Below are 17,176 nucleotides of genomic sequence, written 5' to 3'. Positions count from 1 at the left end.
AATAGATTACAAAGGTCTGGCTCTCAATAAGCTGTCGGCAGAGATTGCTTTAGGCTTGATAGAAGCGCCGTCCTTTAAAGCTCCGATTCCGGTGTAGACGATTTTTTCTCCGGAAGAAAGTCCCTCAGAAATAAAGTAATAGTTCTCGGTCTTTCCTGAGATTTTAATCGGTTTGCTGGTTACTTTGTTGTCCTTACCTAAAATATATACATAGGTTTTGTCCTGAATTTCAAAAGTAGATTCCTGCGGAATGATCAGGGCATTGGAAAGCATCTGAGGCATACGCACTCTTCCTGTATTTCCGGTTCTTAAAGCTCCCTGTGCATTAGGGAAAACGGCACGAACGCTGATAGCTCCCGTAGTTTTGTCAAATTGACCGTCTACAATGCTCATTTTTCCTTTTTGAGGATAAGTACTGTTGTCTGCGATCACCAGGTCTACCATTGGCATATTCTTCAGTTTTTCATCCAAAGTTGCTCCCGGATATTTCTTCTGAAACGCGATAAAATCCAGTTCACTTAAAGAGAAGTAAGCATAAATTTCACTGATATCCGACAGTAATGTCAATGGATTAACATCAGTTCTTGAAATAAGACTTCCTTTTTTATAAGGAATTCTTCCGATGTATCCGCTTACCGGTGCTGCGATCGTTGTAAATCCTACATTGATTCTAGCATTTCCTACTGAAGCTTTGGCTTGTGATGAAGCAGCAACTGCAGCTGCATAATTGGCTTTTGCAGTTTTAAGCTGTACGTCGGAAACTACTTTTGCAGCTACTAACGGCTGAAGCCTGTCAACTTCCACTTTAGCTTTCTCGATATTGGCATTAGCTGCCTGAAGATTGGCCTGCGCCATATTCACCTGCTCGCCATACGCTCTTGAATCTATTTTAAATAATGGCTGTCCGGCTCTTACGTAAGAACCTTCCTCCACATAGATTCTGTCCAGGTATCCGTCTACCTGAGATCTGATCTCTACATTGTTTTTACCTTCCAGTGCGGTAGGAAATTCCTGATATGTTGTCGCTGGAGATGTGATCACGGTGTAAACCGGAAGTTCCGGAGCAGGCGGTGCTGCATTGGAACCTTCTGCTGCTTGTGTACAGTTCTGCAAAAGGATAATACTTGATATAAGTACGATAAACCTTATTTTTCCAGGTATTTTCATTGTGGGTTTAATTTTTTTAATGAAGTGTTAGATTTAAGTAATAGTGTTCTTTTAAATTAATTCTGATATATTTCCTAACAGTGTTAATATTAAGTTCAAAAAAAATTACAGAATTTTTAATAAAGGGTTTAGATCGTCATTCTCATAATTGTTTGCCTTTTTTTAATGTTGATTTATATATAATGAGGTGTATTAAGTATGTGTTAATTTATCTAACAGTGTTAAGTAGATGGTGAAAGCTCTCCTGAAATTTTGAATTATAGTTTCCATAGTTACTTTTTTTAGTTTTTAACTGAATAATTAACGGATATTCGATGTTATATTTCCTAACGGTGTTAATTTTTGGTTCAAAAAAAATTTACAAAGACTTAACGAAAGCAGAAACCGTTTCGTCTAAAGTCGTTTTATTCATCGTAGAAGGAATATCTGTATTTCGCATCATCATAATAGAGATCAAACCATGCACCGCTGAAAATAAAGCGTGGGACATATGACAGGCATTGTCCGGATTGGATCCGTTCTTCTTAATGATGTTGAAGGTACATTCATAGATCAGGTCCTGGAATGATGAAAACTCTTCTTTCATCTGGCCCTTACCGCTGCACTGCATTCCTAAACCGAACATCAGCTGATAGTATTCTTTATTTTTAAAAGCAAAATCCCAGTAAGCATCTACTATGGCAGTAAGCTGCTCTTCCGGGGTATCAAATTTCTGCTGAGCTTTTAACAACTCTATGTGAAGACAATGAAAGCCGTTGATAGAAATTTCATACAAAATAGCTTCTTTGTTTTCAAAATAATCATACACTACAGGAGCACTGTATTCAATGGCATCTGCGATTTTACGCATAGACAATGAAGCCCAGCCCTCTGTTTTAGCCAAACCAAAAGCCGCCTGCAAAATATTTGCACGTATGGATTCTTTCTCTCTTTGGCGACGTTCATGTAGGCCCATGATTTTTTATTTACTAACAGTGTTAGCAAAACTACAAACTTTTAAGTATATCTTCCAAATAATATTTAATAATTAACATTTAACGCAAGTTTATAAATTACTGAATTGGCTTGTATTAAAAGAAACTTTATCTTTGCGGATAAAGAAAATAAAGGATATGAATACTCCCTCAAATATGCTGGCTCTAGGAACAAAGGCTCCGTTTTTCGAGCTTCCGAACCCTTCAAAAACTAATGAGATCCAATCTCTGGAAGATCTTAAAGGTGAGAAAGGAACACTGGTAATCTTTATGTGCAACCACTGTCCGTTTGTTCTTCACGTGATCGACAAGATCAACGAACTGTATGAAGACTACAATGAAAAAGGGATTGAATTCATTGCAATCAATGCCAATGATGTGGAAAAATATCCGGCAGATTCTCCAGAAAAAATGATAGAATTCCAGATCGAAAGAAATTTTGATTTCCCATATCTGTATGACGAAAGCCAGGCTGTAGCCAAAGCTTACGATGCAGCATGCACACCGGATTTCTATTTCTTTGATAATAAACTGGATCTGATCTACAGAGGACAGATGGATGATTCAAGACCCGGAAACAACAAAGATGTAACCGGAGAAGATCTGATCATCGCTTTTGAAAACCTTCTGTCGGGTGAGCCACAGGAAGAGATTCAGAAACCAAGCATGGGATGCAATATCAAATGGAAATAATATGATGAATGGTTGAATATTTTTAGCCGTCATATATATAGTATTAAGCTGTTCTTTTTTAAGAGCGGCTTTTTTTTATGCGTAAAATTCTGTGAAATTCAGAAGAAATAAAATATTCGACAATAACCTTCATCCACTCCTGTTTACTGATTGATTTCAAGTACTGGATGTCCGATTTTCTTATGTCATTTCCCATTTAATATTAGCGTTAATCCTGGCTTACCAATTAGATATCTTTACAATGATTTTCTATTCGATTACAGCGTGACTATTTTGCATCCATATCTATCCTTAGCATTTTCTTAAAAAAAATATTCTTTTGTGAATTGTTCTACTTATTGAATTTTTCAATGCTAGTTCAAAAAAATATGGAAAACATATACCTGTATATAGCATATATCTACTGCTTTATGCGAAAAATATAATAGATTTTTACTGTGTCAAATAATTCATTATGTAATGAAAAAAATATTGAATATCAGCGTATTGGATTTCTCTTTCCATGACAAGCAAAAAGATGATGACTTTTTCAATACTCATTGATGAATGCCATATATAGGATTGATAAAAGTCCTGCGAAAGAAGGTAATCATTAAATGAATGTAGAGTCCAAAGAAGAATAACGATAAGATGTATGAAAGGTTTAATACAACGATTGTTTCGATTAACGATAACATAATCAGTGATTTATTTGATTTCCTTTTTAATGAGTTGATCACAAATTTTTTCAAAACAATATTTAAAATCAAAAAAATGAAACAACAAAAAACAAAACTTCAGCTTTTAGTAGTTACTATTTCAATGTCATTATTTTCAAATGTTACAGCTCAAAGTGCAGTTTCAGATGACTCAAAAGATGATTATACTACCTCCGCTGGTTGGTCATGGACTATTGATGACAATAATAACAAACCTGATGGAAGTGGTTTTAGGTGGTGGAACAATGGGGGGATAATTTTTCACAGTTATTGATGGAGTTGAGAAGAAACTCAAACAATAAATTCCTGGAAATACCAACTACAAATGAAAATGCTGTATTTTCTCTAATGGCAAATGATAAGAGATCGTCTGTTTCAAATGAAAGTGTTTTTCCCTACATTTTTCTTCAGGCTGGTGATGCCAGATCTTCTATATTTTATGGTAAAGATAATTTTTTAAATTTTTCAATTAATCCTAAAGCACCAAGTAATTCTTCCACTTTTTCATATTCAAACGGGTTTCGTTTTATAAATTCGAATGGTGCTGATATCACCAATCAAGGTAATTCACCTGCATATGGAAACGAACTTATGAGGATTACAAAAGAGGGGAATGTGGGAATTGCAACTCAATCACCTCTTTCAAAACTGCATGTTGCAGGTGATTTTAGGATTCAATCTTATGTTTCCGGATATGACAACATATGGGATAATTTTATTATTCACACTGATGATCGTAGCACAAATTTAACCAGTAATGGTGATGAAAATGGAATGTTTTTATCTTCTGCAACAGGCAATAAAATAACTATTGGAGATAATAATGATAATGTTTCTATCAATTCAAAAAAATTGATCTTCGATTATGGTGAAGAGAATGATCTGGCACAAGTTTCAATAAATACTGATAAGCAGGTGACTCATGCTGCCTTAACAGTTGCTGGAGCTACTTATATTGGTCCAAAAGCAGATCTGGCCGCAGTAGGTTCCCTATTAAAATTTAAACCTGAATATCTGGATAAATACAGTCTTTGGGTGGAAAATGGAATTGTTTCAGAGGATTTTGCATTTGCTAATGTTGCCGCATGGAAAGATGATGTTTTCAATGCAGATTATGATCTAATGAGCTTAGAGGAAGTGAAATCACACATCGAGCAAAATAAGCATTTGCCCAATGTTCCTTCTGAAAAAAGTATTAAAGAGAAAGGGTACACTGCCCATCAGATGAATATGATTTTTATGCAGAAAATAGAAGAACTGACTTTACATACGATTTCTTTAAATGAAAAAATTAAAGTATTGGAAGAAAAACTAACTGATTTAAAAAATAAATAATAAGATATGAAAAAGTGTTTATTATTTATTCTCATATTGATAAGTATCGCGAAGGTCTATTCGCAGGGTGCTACCAGAGCCCAGTGGCTCACAAGTAGTAACCCAAACTATACAACTAATATAGATTTAGCATATCCATATTCGCAGCAGGAATATGCTGCTGGAAATGTAAATTCAATACCGGAACCATCGTCATTCATAGACTTAATTGATTTTTATGGTGAAGGACGAATCGTTGATAATGCATTGGTTTCAGGTTTTAAAAGTGCATACAATATTAACCATGAATACCAGCGGGTAAGTAATGGTCCTGATAGGGATAAGAAAATACCGAATAGAATTCCGGTAAAATCTTATACTGGAGACTTAAATCTTTCAAAGTATGTAGCCAATGATAAAGTAAGTACCATTACCTTAATGGGAGCACCTATCCAAAAGAATACAGCAGAAGAAATGGCCAGAATGATTCGCAAAGACGGGTTTGGAAAAATTATTATCTATGGCTTCAGCAGTTCGGATGCTGCAGTTACAACGTTAGAAACTGAATTAGAAAAGATTGGTTTTTACTATGTTCCAAAGTATAAATTATCGGCGCCATTTAACGAGATTACAGGATTTTCCAATGCTCCTAGAGTGTATAAGAGTAAAAAAATTAAAGTGGTTGGAGAAAAAGTGTTTTATTCATTAAACCCCAAAGCTGATCTTGGTATTGCTCAGTCTGATATGGTAACACTTGATTATAGCAGTTTACTTACCTTAAATCCTGATTTGACCGGAGGGATTAAAGGAACAATTGATAAGCCAGGAGGAAAAATTACAGTTGAAGCTTACGCTCATGATATTAATGAGGCTGATGGAATTCAAAAATTAATACATTTTGGGAGTTCAGGCAGGCCCAAATTAGTATATAGTGCCTATAGTGATGTCAATAGTGTTAATGAATACGTTGAAAAAACAATTCAGCTTCCATATGGATTTGGTATAAATTCAGATGGTTCTTTCAAAGAACTGGGAGAAACCAATTCAAATAATGTAAAGCAATTAGGAGCAAATACCAGAAATGGTTGGAGGACTTCTGATTGTGACTGGGCCCCTGTAAGATTTTTTTATTGGATTGGCTGGAAAGTTAATTCTATTTTTTGGAACGCACCTAACCCATGTCAGGGCGTTGTGACTGACATTCAATCAGGAAAACAACCCGTTATTTTAAAGGTAACAATTAAAGATGCTACCCTCTATGATTTTAAAATACCAGGTGTACAAAACGATGCGGTATTAAACTTAGTGGATGATGGAAAAGGTCCTGAACAGTATAAAATTGTAAAAAAATTAAAAGTTACTATTTTAGAATCTCCTAACGAACATAGAGATGCTAATTTTTATAAAGATAAAATAGGAAGCTATATAAAAGAAGCCAATACATACTATTCTGCAAAAACAGGAAATATTAAAAATCCTCAAATTACAGCAGAAGTTGGGAACCCACGAATTTTGTTTAAAGATGTTGATTTGATCATAAAAACAGGAACTAAGGAAAATTATAATTATCAAGTATCTTCAGAAGAAAATGCATACAAGACAGAAGCTAAGGTAAATGAAAATAATGATCAAACAATGCAGTTAATTTATGTACATTCTTTGTCAAGATATTATCCGGCAAACACAAATAATGTAAGGGTGATTCGGGGAATGTCAAATAATGGACATAATACGATTCAAAATTCAGACTACACTGTTTTTTCTTATAACAGGATGTTCAATGATGATGCGGCAGTATATGGAACTCCTGGAAGTACCGTTGCTCATGAATTTGGTCATTATTTCGATCTGGACCATCCTTTCGAAGGTGGCTGTGCAGAAACGGGTGGTGGTGATCATGTTTCAGATACGCCGCCGGCTGATGGTGCTCTTTGGTATTTAACAGATGATAGCCCAAATGCACATGGGATAAACAACCCTTGTCAGAACGCTCCCTCATGCCCCGGAACAAGAAGACAAATAGAAAATATTATGGATTATGGTCCATGCAGATGGCTGTTTACTAAAGGACAGGCTGATCGTATGAGTACAAGAATAAATACAAAACCAAGTTTATTCAATATCATTAGTGCCCATGATGCAAGTATTGATCCAAATACTATAAATATGGTTGTACATGATCAGAGAAAAGGGGAATTTAGAAAGAAAAGAGATGAACCTGTTTCAGACCTTTCTGTTAGAATGATTTATCCTAATTCTAAAGGAGAAAATTATAATTTGGAAGTTGTTTCTGATCGAGTAGAAAAGGCAAAAATTCAAGTATTTAACAATAATCAGATTATGGTGTATGAAAAAAATATCTCAGTAGAAAAAGGATCCAACAGTTTCCAGATGGAATCTTCTGTTTTTGATAGAAGCGGTTTGTATATATTATTTTATATAGGTGAGGGTAGAACGAAGCAAATAAAAATCTTACCACGTTAGTCAAAGAAATCTATAAATAATAACTTGTTCATTCTGTATGAGAAAAGGCCTGGATTGTATAATCCGGGCCTTTCTTTTGACATAAGCTTGTCAACGGAGAAGAAATATATAAAATATGAAAAGCTTACAATGAAATCTACCGAATACTCTAATAATCAACTACAGAAAGATCCGAACTTCAGCAATTATACACTCACCTTATTATGAGAATAATTCTTAATAAACTCAGAAGGTGTTTTCTCCGTATACTTTTTAAACATCCGGTTAAAGTAAGTCACATTGTTAAATCCACAGCTGTAGCTGCATTCTGAAATACTCTTATCTTGCGCCATCAGCAGGCAGGCTTTGTTGATACGGTAGCGGTTCACAAATTCAGTAAAAGTGATCTGCGTCGCTTTTTTGAAAAAGTTACAGAAAGCCGGCAGTGTAAGATTGGCTAGCTTTGCTACATCTTCAATATTGATTTCCTTATCATAATTATGCTCTACGTAAGTGAAAATATTTTCAAGTCTCGTTTTATTTTTTGAGATGATGGTGTACGGCATGATTTCCTTGTTCAAAAGATCATAATCCTTACATTTTGAAAGTTCAAATAAAATCTCAAGCAGCAATAGATACCTTTTATAGCCTTCCGATTCCAGCATGAGCTTCAGTTTGGGAAGCATCACTTTTTTGATCTTATGATGAAAATGAATTCCATATTTGGAAAGTTCCAGCAGATTTTTGATCGATCGGGCTTCCACTTCCTGCTGAGGAAACTGGAGAATCTCTTCCCTGAACTGAAGGACAATTTCTTCATGGGGATCCGTAGAATTTAATCCAAAACCAGAATGCGGAATATTGGAACCTATCAATACCAGATCTCCATTCGTATAATTGCTTTTGTGATAGCCAACATGGCGGGTTCCGTTACCGGAAATGACACATACCAGCTCAATTTCGGGATGGTAGTGGTATTCCCACTTGAACTCGCAGATAGGCGAATTGTTGTGCAGGGTGCGGAAGGAACTCTTTTCACTCGCGATTATTCTTTCAAAACTGACTTTCATTTCATTAATCGTATTTATTCAATAAAAATACTAATTATATTAATATAGTTCAAATATTGATTTATTGTGTTAAATTAATGTTAAGCGAAATGCTTCTATCTTAGCCGACAAGAAATGATCTCCATGAAAAATTTCAATATTAAAGCCGTCCTGTTTTTGAACTATTTTGTTTTCGCAATTCTTTTGAATTCCGTGGGAACCGTTATTCTGCAGGTACAGCAAAACTTCGGAATCTCAAAATCTTCAGCCAGTGTTCTGGAAGGATTTAAGGACCTCCCGATTGCCATATGTTCATTTATTCTGGCGTCATTTCTTCCCAAAATAGGAATCAAAAAATCAATGCTTATTGCCCTTTTTATGGTGAGCTGCATGTGTTTTGTGATGCCGTTTTCCAATGACTTTTGGTTTTTCAAACTGCTGTTTGCCATTGTGGGAATTTCATTTGCATTAATAAAAATCTCAGTCTTTACCTCTATTGGCCTTGTGACAAATACAGATAAAGAACATTCGAGCTTTATGGGCTTTCTGGAAGGCTTTTTTATGATCGGTGTGCTGGCGGGAAATGTACTTTTCAGTCTGTTCATTGATGATCATAATCCGAAATCGACTCAATGGCTGAATGTGTATTGGGTGTTGGGTGCGGTGTCTACCTTATCATTTTTGTTTTTGTTCATTTCAAAATTAAATGAAAGCGAAGCAAGAAGCGAGAAAACCGATTTACTGGGAGATCTGAGAAACAGTATCAGCTTATTCAGTTATAAAAAAGTATTGTTTTTTCTTCTGTGTGCCTTCTTATTTGTATTGGTAGAACAGAGTTTTCAGACATGGACGCCTACTTTTTATAAAGAAATTCTAAAACTTCCGACGTCGATGAGTATCCAGGCCGGAGCTGTTTTAGCCGGAGCTTTTGCACTGGGGAGATTTTTATCAGGCTTTTTCTCTAAGAAATTCAGCTGGATCTATGTGGTTTCCTTTTGCGTGATTGGTTTTGCAGTGAGTATTATTCTGGTTCTGCCATTAACCCACAATATTCAGATTGATAAAGGGACGGGTTGGTTCAATGCTCCGCTTGTCGTGTATTTATTTCCTTTGATGGGAGGTTTGCTAGCACCTATTTATCCAAGTATCAATTCTGTGATCCTGGCATCCATTCCAAAATATTTACACAGCGCCATGGCCGGACTGATCGTAGTTTTTTCTGCCATTGGAGGAACGATAGGTTCTATGATTACCGGTTTTGTGTTCCAGGAATTCAGTGGACAGCAAGCATTTTATCTTTCACTGATCCCGCTTTTACTGCTGATCATTTCGGCGATTTGCATGAATAAATTAAAAATAAATCCTAAGAAATAATAATGAATAAACAGCTTTACATAAACGAAATCCAGACTCTTTTTGATGATGTACAGAGAGCAGAGATCTTTGAAGACCAGAAGATGATGACTGATGCAGTTCCGATGTTTCCTGTTTCGGAGATCAATGCGGAATATGAAAAGAAAAAAGGAAGTCAGGGATTTGATCTGAAAGAATTTGTGATGTCGAATTTTGATTTCCTGGGAGCCAAAATTTCTATCCACAGAGAAAATCAGCTGCCAATTGATCAGCATATCGAAAAACTTTGGGATGAACTGACGCGCACAGCTTATGAAGAGAAAGGAACCTTACTGAAACTTCCCAAGCCTTATATCGTACCTGGAGGCCGTTTCAATGAGTTTTTTTACTGGGATAGTTATTTCATTATGCTTGGGCTGCAGGTTTCGGGGAGAACAGAAATGATGGAAAATATTGTAGAAAACTGTTCTTATTTAATTCAGAATGTAGGATTTGTTCCGAATGCGAGCAGAACTCATTTCCTGAGCCGTTCACAGCCACCGTATTTTTCGCTGATGCTTGATCTTCTGTTTGAAACCGAAGGGGACGAAAAAATTTATACCCGATATCACGATACCCTGGAAAAAGAATATGCTTTCTGGATGAATGGGGAAGAATGGCTGGAGGATGATTCCAGTGTAAAGAGAGTAGCGAAAACGAAGAACGGAGATCTTCTGAACCGTTATTATGACGCAGAAAACGCACCCCGGCCTGAAAGCTATCTGATCGATATTGAAGACAATGAAAATGCAGGCGAAGAATTTTACAGAAATATAAGAAGTGCCTGTGAGTCCGGCTGGGATTTTTCCAGCAGATGGTTTGCAGACGGAGAACATATACAGACGATAGAAACACTGAATATTGCAGAAGTGGATCTGAACAGCCTTTTATGGCATTTAGAGAAAACACTGGCCCAATCTTCAGCACTTCTGAACCTGGCAGAAAAAGAAAATTATTTTACTCAAAGAGCAGCAGGACGCAGACAGATGATCAACACTTACTTTTGGGATGAAAACACTGAATGTTACAAAGATTATCACTTAAAAAAACACAAAAACACACCGTCTGAACATATTGCTGCTCTTTACCCATTATTTCTGGGATTGGCAGACCAGGCACAGGCGGAATCTGTTGCTCAACACATTAAAGGAAAATTCCTTTATCAGGGAGGACTTGTAACGACTACAGAGAAAACCGGTCAGCAGTGGGATCTTCCGAATGCATGGGCACCGTATCAGTGGTTAGGGTATAAAGCAATGAAGAATTATGGTTTCGATGAACTGGCTGAGGAAATAAAAAATAACTGGTGTAAAAATGTGGAAAGGGTGTACAGCAACACCGGAAAATTAATGGAAAAATACAACGCGTTAGACACTGAAACCATTGCGGGAGGAGGAGAGTATCCGAATCAGGACGGATTCGGATGGACAAACGGAGTCTATCTCAAATTAAAACAAAACTAACTATATAAAAATCATGCTATGAAAAAAAGATCGATATTTTTAATGGCTGCCACCGCTACGCTTTACTTTAACAATGCGTATGCTCAGGAAACTCCTCAGGATTCCATCAAGACGTCATCCATAGACCAGATCGTTATTACCGGAAACTCCGGCCCGAAAAAGAAAATAGAATCCAGTACCGCTATCTCTACGTTTACGGCAAAAGAGATCCAGAAGCAGAACCCTATCAGTGCAGCCGCTCTTTTACAGAGAGTTCCCGGGTTTGCTGTGGAAACTTCCGGTGGTGAAGTGGGAAACAACCTTTTCGCAAGAGGAATTCCTTCTGCAGGAGCTTATGAATTCGTGCAGGTTCAGGAAGACGGACTTCCTGTGTTTGAAGACGGAGCACTGCAGTTTGCAAATGCGGATAATTTCTTCCGTGTAGATAATACGGTGAGCCGCCTGGAAGCACTGAGAGGAGGTTCAGGTTCTATTTATGCGAACAATTCTCCCGGAGGATTGATCAACTTTATTTCCAAAGAAGGGAGTAATGATTTTAAAGGAACCGCTAAGCTTGAAACCAGTACTTACGGACTGATGCGTACGGATATCAATGTAGGTGGGGCTTTGGTTCAGGACAAACTTTTCTTTAACGTTGGCGGATTTTACAGAACAGATAACGGAATCAGAAAAACAGGTTTCAGAGCCAATAATGGCGGACAGATCAGAATGAATCTTAAGTATGTTTTTGATAAAGGGTATGCTAAAGTCTATTACAAAAAACTGGACGACAGGAACACCTTCTTCCTTCCGATTCCTTTATTGCAGGACGGAAACGATCTGAAGGAATTTCCAGGTTTTAATGCCAACTACGGGACCTACAGCTACAGAGGCATAAGCCAACTTAATATTCCACAGGCCGGCGGCGGATTCTTTAAGAGAGATCTTGAAAACGGAATTCACCCGAAAGTAGATGTGCTGGGTGCAGAATTTAAATATGATCTTGGAAATAATTTCAGCGTTCTGAACAAGACGAGATATACCAATATCAATATGGAGTATACGGGAATGTTCCCTGCAGGAGCTCCTAAACTGGCTTCTGATTATGCCACTAAACCTGCCAGTGAAGGTGGTTTGGGAATGAGCAATTATCAGTATTCTCTGGTGAGCAATGGAGCTATTGTGAACCCTCAGTATATACAGAAATTAGGATTCTGGGCGATTGATAAGCAGATGAATAATTTCGTAAATGATTTACAGTTCAATTATAAATTTGACAAAGGAAGTGTAACGGCAGGTTTCTATAAATCAAATTGGAAATCTCATCAGTACTGGAACTGGAGCAATGTTTTAGCGACTGCTTCAGACAAACCGGAGCTTTTAAACCTGGTGAATCCGTCTATGAGTCCTTCAGCTACAGGATATTCTCAGACCTACAATGGGGTGAAAGATATGTCTTTCCTGATCAGAGATTCACAGATCCAGGGAAGTCTTAATGATGCTTATCTGAATTTTGATTATAATGTTACAGAGGACTTAAGCCTTAATGCAGGAATGCGTTACAGCCGTGATTATTATAAAGGATATGGAGTCAATACAACCACAGCAAATCTGAATAATTCCGGTTTAACGACTGACGGAACCCACAGTTTTACAACGACTACAGCAGATGATAATATGGCGGTACTGGGCAATAAGTACACTTACTGGAACTATGATATCAATAAAGTATCTTATACATTGGCCGCGAATTATAAGCTTAATAAAGGAAATGCGGTATACGCCCGTTTCTCTCACGGTTTCAGATCTCCGAATGAAGAAGCTTACTATAATAATATGTCAGATCTGAGCGCCATCAAAGCGGTTGATACCAATCAGCTGGAAGTGGGATACAAATATTATTCACGTACTTTTGATATTGGAATCATTCCTTTCTATTCTACGCTTAAAAACCTTTCATTTACTGATGTATTCTCAGACGGAACTTCAGAAAATAAATTCGCCAACACAACGAACTTCGGGGTAGAAATCGAAGGATACACCAGACTTTTCAATAATATTCTTGAAGTGACTTTCAACGGAACCATCCAAAATCCTAAATACAAAGATTTCGTAGGGAAAAATGCAGACGGAACTACCTTTGACTACGATGGAAACACCGTGAGAAGAATGCCTAAGTTCTATTTCAATATCTCTCCAGCAGTGAATATCACAAAAGAATGGAGAGCTTATGTAAGCATGAACTACTATGGAAAACGTTTCCAGAACGAAGGAAATACAGATGATAATGTTCTGCCGTCTTTCACTGAAGTGGGTGCAGGAATGTCTTATCAGTTAGGGAAAATACGTTTTGCAGTAGACGGAACGAATATATTTAACACGATTGGCATTACAGAAGGAGATCCAAGATCCCAGATTACACCGGGAACGAATATCAGAATGGCAAGACCTATTATGGGCGCTGCTGCAAGAGCATCCATCACATTAGATTTTTAAACTTATATTTATTTTCTTCATAAAAAAACCGTCAGAATATTTTCTGGCGGTTTTGATTTTTTGTGGCGAAGATGTCAAACATGAGAGTGAGATTAGAAAATATCAATGGTGAATTTTGCTTCGCAAGTAAATGGTGAATTTTAGCAACTCATAAAGTTTCGGGATGCGGGATGCAGGTTTCGCTATTCGAACTAGCAACTGTCAACCAGCAACCAAACTCCGCACCCATAACTCTAAAACTCTCCAACTCGAAAAACCCGCACCTCGTATCCCGTATCTCGAAACTATTTAAAAAACGGATTATACTGCTTCTCAAACCCTATCGTCGTAGGATTTCCGTGGCCTGAGAACACCTTAGTTTCGTCGTCCAGAATAAATAATTTATTAGTGATACCGTCGATTAATTGTTCGTAGTTTCCTTTGTAAAGGTCGGTTCTTCCGATGCTGCCTTCGAAAAGGACATCGCCGGAGATCATGAATTTCTGGTGGTCATTATGGTATACAACGCTGCCCGGAGAATGTCCCGGAACGTGGTAGATTTTAAATTGTTCTCCATCCAGTTCAAGCACGTCGCCTTCATTGATGTAGGTAATATCTGCTTTTACGGGATCAACAGTGAATCCGAATCTCATTCCGCTGGCCTGAAGCATGTCCAGTACATCCTGATCTTCCTGGTGCATGTGAACTGGAACTTTGAAGGTGTCAAAAGCCCATTGAAGTCCTAAAACGTGGTCGATATGAGCATGCGTCAGAAGAATCTTTTCGATCTTCAGTCCGTTTTCAGAAATAAAGCTTTCTATCGCTTTGGTTTCCTGCTCATTCATATTTCCCGGATCTATCAGCCAGGCATTTTTATTTTCGTTGTAAACGATGTATGTGTTTTCACTGGCAAAATTGACTACGAAGCCCTGGATCTGAAGCATAACTGATTTTTTTTATTTCAAAAATACGATATTATTAAGAAAATCCCGATTTTTCGTTATCTTCGTCATAATGAAAACTTTGCGAATACTTTTACTTTCTTTGGGCGGACTGGTTTTTGGTCAGAATATCCAGAGCATCCAGCTTTTTAATCCGCAGACGAACGATGAAACACCTGTTATCAGGTTCGGTGAACAGCTGGTTTTAAGCTTTGACGATCTTACCAATTCCAGCGAGATTTACAGATACACGATCAAGCATTACGACAGAAACTGGAATGATGACAACCTGTTTTTTACAGAAATGGCAACCGGAAGTTTAAACGGACTTTTGGATCAGTTCCAGTATTCTTTTAATACGCTGCAGGCTTATACCCATTATAAGCTTACATTTCCGAATGATAAAATACAGCCCAAGATTTCAGGAAATTTTGAGCTGATTGTTTATAAAGATTCAGCAGACAGGCCTCTTTTCAAAAGACGTTTTTATCTGGTGGAAGATGCCGCAACAGTTGCTTTGAATATCTCCAGAATTGCAGATGCCAAAAATCCCAATGTGAATCAAAGGGTTGAAGTAAAAGCTACTTCGAAAACAGGAGACCTTTCTTCTAATGTCAATTCAATGACGTTGAATGTAATGCAGAACAACAACACAAATGTGGTTGTTAATGGTTTGAAACCCAGTGCTACATTAGGAAATCAGCTGCTTTTTCAACAGATGAACTTGACATTCCCGGGGAATAACGAATTCTATTATTTCGATAACAAGAATATGAATATGGCCGCAGATATGGTAAGAGCTACAGAATTGAAAGACGGCGTAAACCAAACTTATCTGCATCCGGTATGGGCTTTCCCACTCAATTACCAATATCAGCCAGATGTTAACGGAGCTTGGTTCTACAGAAGAAATGATTTAGGGCTGGAAAGAAATGCAGAAAGAGAAGGAGATTATTCTTGGGTTTATTTTTCTCTTGATTCCGATCCTGTGGATAAGGAAATCTATGTACTGGGAGGTTTTAATAATTTTAAGCCCAGCAAAGAAAACCAGATGCAGTACGATGCTGCCAATAAAAAATATGTAGCCAAAATATTTTTGAAACAAGGATTTTACAACTACATTCTCGCTACCAAAGAAAGCGACGGTTCACTAAACTTCGGAGAGGTGAACGGTAATTTCTGGCAGACGGAAAACCTGTATCAGGCATTTTTATATTATGCACCTTTTGGACGTAATTACGATGGGCTGATGGGATATGGTGAATTCAGGACACCTATCGGGAAATAATTTTACATTAAATTTTTAAAATATTAGAAGGCATTCATTATGAGTGCCTCTTTTTATTGTGCGGATAATTTTTGGATATTGTTTGTTTTCTTTTTTAACCACAGATTTCGCAGATGTAGAGATGACTGTGAATATTGGTGAAAATCATTTGTGGCATTTGTATTTAATTAAAAATCAAAGTCAATAAAAAAAGGAACTGTATAAAACAGCTCCTTATATTTTTAAACCAGATAAAAGTCATTCAGTTTCTCCTCGCAGAGGATCTTTACTACTTCGATCCAGCGGTCTTCATCATTCAGACAAGGAATGTAATGGAAGTTTTCTCCGCCTCCATGCTCAAACTGTTCTTTGCCTTCAACTGAAATTTCTTCCAGAGTTTCCAGACAGTCTGAAACGAAAGCCGGACATACAACAGCCAGATTTTTTATTCCTTTTTTAGGAATCGTTTCTAATGTTTCATCGGTATAAGGTTCTATCCATTTGTCTTTTCCCAATCTTGACTGGAAAGAAACGATGGTTTTTTCTTTTGGAAGACCCATTTTAGCGATTACAGCTTCTGTAGTTTTGTAGCACTGATGCCTGTAGCAATAGGCATTGTGAGTATCCACCTGGCTGTTGATACAGTTGGCATCGTCAATTTTACAGGTCTTTGACGGATCTGTTTTGTAAAGATGTCTTTCCGGAACCCCGTGATACGAGAACTGTAAAGCATCAAAATTCTGAGGAAGTTTTTCTTTAATACTTTCTGCAAGACAGTTGATGTAAATGTCCCTGTTGTAGAAAGGCTGTATATAATTGATCTTTACTTTCGGAAATTTCTTTTTACGGACTTCCTCTGCTTTTTCAATCACTGTTTCTGTAGTACTCATGGCGTACTGTGGATACAGTGGGAACAAAACGATTTCAGAAACACCCTGATCAACTAACTTTTGAATTCCCGCTTCAATACTGGGCTGAGCATATCTCATCCCGATTTCTACAGGAACATCCACTATTTTTTGCAGTTTTTTCTGAATCTTTTCAGTGATGACAACTAAAGGGGAACCTTCATCTGTCCACACTGTTTTATAGGCTTCTGCAGATTTTGCGGGCCTTGTTTTAAGAATAACTCCCTGAACAAGCAGTGCGCGGAAAATCCATCGGTAATCAATTACCCTTTCATCCATTAAAAACTCGTCAAGATATTCCTTTACATCATTCACCGCCGTGGATCTTGGCGATCCCAGATTTACTAATAAAATTCCTTTTTTTGACTTTAGGGATTCTTTCTGCAAAACTTC

13 protein-coding genes are annotated in these 17,176 nt (G+C 37.2%); 8 read left to right on the top strand and 5 right to left on the bottom strand.

The features are described 5' to 3' along the window. Positions 1–6: 6 nt before the first annotated feature. Positions 7–1,167, bottom strand: coding sequence for an efflux RND transporter periplasmic adaptor subunit (locus LC419_RS05145; protein ID WP_223606349.1), 1,161 nt, complete (start codon positions 1,165–1,167; stop codon positions 7–9). Positions 1,168–1,525: 358 nt separating this feature from the next. After that, positions 1,526–2,122: a TetR/AcrR family transcriptional regulator gene (locus tag LC419_RS05140; protein ID WP_223606348.1), complete on the bottom strand. Its 597-nt coding sequence runs from the start codon at positions 2,120–2,122 to the stop codon at positions 1,526–1,528. 157 nt (positions 2,123–2,279) lie between these two features. On the opposite strand from LC419_RS05140, the gene LC419_RS05135 reads away from it, so the two are divergent. The 4 genes from LC419_RS05135 (at position 2,280) to LC419_RS05120 (ending at position 7,330) form a co-directional block, all read left to right on the top strand. After that, positions 2,280–2,834 (top strand): thioredoxin family protein, encoded by a 555-nt coding sequence (locus LC419_RS05135; RefSeq protein WP_223606347.1) that lies wholly within the window; start codon positions 2,280–2,282, stop codon positions 2,832–2,834. Between the two features lie 753 nt (positions 2,835–3,587). Continuing rightward, positions 3,588–3,806, top strand: a complete 219-nt coding sequence (locus tag LC419_RS05130; RefSeq protein ID WP_223606346.1) for a hypothetical protein — start codon at positions 3,588–3,590, stop codon at positions 3,804–3,806. Next, positions 3,806–4,867: a hypothetical protein gene (locus LC419_RS05125; protein ID WP_223606345.1), complete on the top strand. Its 1,062-nt coding sequence runs from the start codon at positions 3,806–3,808 to the stop codon at positions 4,865–4,867. The genes LC419_RS05130 and LC419_RS05125 overlap by 1 nt, the downstream gene beginning before the upstream one ends. A 6-nt stretch (positions 4,868–4,873) precedes the next feature. Next, the gene (locus LC419_RS05120) at positions 4,874–7,330 is read left to right on the top strand and encodes a M43 family zinc metalloprotease (RefSeq protein WP_223606344.1); all 2,457 of its coding nucleotides are present in this window, start codon (positions 4,874–4,876) and stop codon (positions 7,328–7,330) included. Between the two features lie 185 nt (positions 7,331–7,515). On the opposite strand, the gene LC419_RS05115 is transcribed toward LC419_RS05120, so the two are convergent. Further along, positions 7,516–8,379 carry an AraC family transcriptional regulator gene (locus LC419_RS05115; RefSeq protein ID WP_223606343.1) on the bottom strand — a complete coding sequence of 288 codons (864 nt, stop codon included), beginning with the start codon at positions 8,377–8,379 and terminating at the stop codon, positions 7,516–7,518. Positions 8,380–8,502: 123 nt separating this feature from the next. Here LC419_RS05115 and LC419_RS05110 point away from each other — a divergent pair, with 123 nt between their 5' ends. From LC419_RS05110 to LC419_RS05100, 3 genes are read left to right on the top strand one after another with little or no spacing between them, the layout of a single operon-like run. Continuing rightward, positions 8,503–9,732 carry a sugar MFS transporter gene (locus LC419_RS05110; protein WP_223606342.1) on the top strand — a complete coding sequence of 410 codons (1,230 nt, stop codon included), beginning with the start codon at positions 8,503–8,505 and terminating at the stop codon, positions 9,730–9,732. Positions 9,733–9,734: 2 nt separating this feature from the next. Further along, positions 9,735–11,213, top strand: a complete 1,479-nt coding sequence (locus tag LC419_RS05105; RefSeq protein ID WP_223606341.1) for a trehalase family glycosidase — start codon at positions 9,735–9,737, stop codon at positions 11,211–11,213. An 18-nt stretch (positions 11,214–11,231) separates the two neighbouring features. After that, the gene (locus LC419_RS05100) at positions 11,232–13,688 is read left to right on the top strand and encodes a TonB-dependent receptor (RefSeq protein WP_223606340.1); all 2,457 of its coding nucleotides are present in this window, start codon (positions 11,232–11,234) and stop codon (positions 13,686–13,688) included. A 284-nt stretch (positions 13,689–13,972) separates the two neighbouring features. Here LC419_RS05100 and LC419_RS05095 read toward each other — a convergent pair whose 3' ends face one another. Beyond that, positions 13,973–14,611, bottom strand: a complete 639-nt coding sequence (locus tag LC419_RS05095) for an MBL fold metallo-hydrolase (protein ID WP_223606339.1) — start codon at positions 14,609–14,611, stop codon at positions 13,973–13,975. Positions 14,612–14,681: 70 nt separating this feature from the next. Between LC419_RS05095 and LC419_RS05090 the strand changes: the two genes are divergently transcribed. Next, a complete protein-coding gene (locus tag LC419_RS05090) occupies positions 14,682–15,896 on the top strand; it encodes a type IX secretion system plug protein domain-containing protein (protein ID WP_223606338.1) in 1,215 nt (404 codons plus the stop codon). 221 nt (positions 15,897–16,117) lie between these two features. Here the strand turns inward: LC419_RS05090 and hemH are convergent, their stop codons facing one another. Further along, positions 16,118–17,170, bottom strand: coding sequence for a ferrochelatase (gene hemH, locus LC419_RS05085; protein WP_223606337.1), 1,053 nt, complete (start codon positions 17,168–17,170; stop codon positions 16,118–16,120). Positions 17,171–17,176 lie beyond the last annotated feature (6 nt).

Source organism: Chryseobacterium sp. OSA05B, assembly GCF_019970065.1.
In the GTDB taxonomy this organism is placed as follows: Bacteria; Bacteroidota; Bacteroidia; order Flavobacteriales; family Weeksellaceae; genus Chryseobacterium.
Note: the sequence above shows the minus strand (reverse complement) of the source record. Positions and strands in the feature narration are given on the sequence as shown.